A 1773-nucleotide genomic window follows, 5' to 3' on the forward strand; every position below is an offset into this window, starting at 1 on the left:
AGCAAGGCCGCGATGGTGCTCGGCGTGGCGCAGCCGGCCCTGAGCCGGCAGGTGCGGGCGCTGGAGACGGAGCTGCACGAGACCCTGCTGCTGCGCAATGGGCGCGGCGTGGCGCTGACCGAGGCGGGGCGGCGGCTGCTGCAGCACGGGCAGGACATCCTCAACCTGGTGAGCCACGCGAAGGACGACCTGCGCTCGCGCCGCAGCGAGCCGGTGGGGCAGATCACGATCGCGATGCCGCCGACGCTGGCGCGCTTGCACACGCTGGCGCTGATCCGGGCGTTCCAGGCGGAGATGCCGCAGGCGCGGCTGACGATCATGGAGGGTTTCTCGGTGCACCTGACCGAGTGGCTGCTGACCGGGCGCACCGACCTGGCGCTGGTCTACAACCCGGAGCCGCTGCCGGCGCTGGAGATCCTGCCGCTGCGCCGCGAGCGGCTGTGCCTGGTGAGCCCCAAGGACCAGGCGCCGGCGCGGCCGCCGACGCTGTCGCAGCTGTCCCGCTATCCGCTGGTGATGCCGCAGCGGGGGCATATCTTCCGCGCGCTGATGGAGCAGGCGGCGGCGATGGCGGGCGTGCAGCTGGACGTGCGCTGGGAAGTGGCCAGCGTGCCGGCGATCCTGGACTGCGTCGCGGCGGGCATCGGCCACGCGGCGCTCGGCGAGGACGCGCTGCAGATCTACGAGCGTCCGGAGCGTCTGGTCACGACGCCGTTCGCGCGGGCGGACATCCAGAGCACGCTCTGCCTGGTCACCCCGACCAGCAAGCGCGCGACGCCGCTGATGCAGCGCACGGCGACGGTGCTCATGCGCATGGTGGGGGACGGCGCGGGGCCGTTGGGGAAAGAGCGAGCATGAGCATCAGAGGCGGATGGAGTGCATCCGTCAAGTCGCCCATGGCGCTTTCCTGGCCATGAGCCGCTGGAAGCCGGGGTTCTCGTCCAGCGGGCGGTCGAGCAGCGCCTGACAAGCGCTCAGTTGCGCCTCGTCGAGGCCGAACGTGGCCCGGTGCAGCAGCGTCGCTTCGGAAGCATCCAGGATGGCATCCATCAGAAAGGCCTCGCGTGATTTCTCCGCCGCGGCGGCGGCGCGGTCGATCAGTTCGAAGACTTCCGCGGGCAGGCGCAGGCCGATCGTGTCTTCGGCAGGTCCGGCAACTTTTGACTGTCCAAGCGGGGGCGGGAGGTTTGCGAGCGCCGGAGCGCTCGATCGGGCATCGAAGGGGAGAGTGGTCATGGTCAAGTGGCAAGTCAAAGGGCGAGGGGTCGACATGCTGGTGCGCGGAATGCGGATCGGCAAGTCGGCCCGGCAGGGGCGCGACGTGATTGCTGCACTCGATTGATCTGCCTCAATGCACGACGCGACGGCAGTCATGCTCGCGGAAAGCAGGTGCGCTTGACCATCGCTCTGAATGGGCAGGAAGAGAGGGCCCGCCAATGGGGGATCGCGCGGGGGAGCTCGATGGGCGGCGCAGGCACAGCGGTTGCCACGCAAAGGCATCTGCCGGCGGCGCTCCCGGGCGCCGGCCGGGATCGATTCACAAGATGCCGGAGATCCGCATGATCAGCACCATCCTGCTTGTCGTCCTCATCCTGCTCCTGATCGGCGCGCTGCCCGCCTGGCCGCACAGCCGCGGATGGGGCTACTACCCCAGCGGCGGCCTGGGCCTGGTGGTGCTCATCCTGGTCATCCTGCTGCTGATGGGCTACATCTGACCGGTCGGTCAGCGGCCACCGGGGCGCTCACGCCCCGTCAGCGGGCCGGCGCTCAGGC

Annotated in this window: 3 protein-coding genes; 2 read left to right on the forward strand and 1 reads right to left on the reverse strand. The window is 70.1% G+C overall.

What is annotated here, in order from left to right; genetic code table 11:
- A partial coding sequence (locus tag FUT87_RS23840; RefSeq protein ID WP_147242601.1) for a LysR family transcriptional regulator occupies positions 1-858 on the forward strand: 858 nt, incomplete at its 5' end.
- A 27-nt stretch (positions 859-885) separates the two neighbouring features.
- Here the strand turns inward: FUT87_RS23840 and FUT87_RS29300 are convergent.
- Positions 886-1236, reverse strand: a complete 351-nt coding sequence (locus FUT87_RS29300; RefSeq protein ID WP_186830727.1) for a DUF1778 domain-containing protein — start codon at positions 1234-1236, stop codon at positions 886-888.
- A 323-nt stretch (positions 1237-1559) separates the two neighbouring features.
- On the opposite strand from FUT87_RS29300, the gene FUT87_RS23850 reads away from it, so the two are divergent.
- Positions 1560-1715 carry a DUF3309 family protein gene (locus tag FUT87_RS23850; RefSeq protein WP_091725332.1) on the forward strand — a complete coding sequence of 52 codons (156 nt, stop codon included), beginning with the start codon at positions 1560-1562 and terminating at the stop codon, positions 1713-1715.
- The last annotated feature ends 58 nt before the right edge of the window (positions 1716-1773 follow it).

It is taken from the genome of Mitsuaria sp. TWR114, assembly GCF_007997345.1.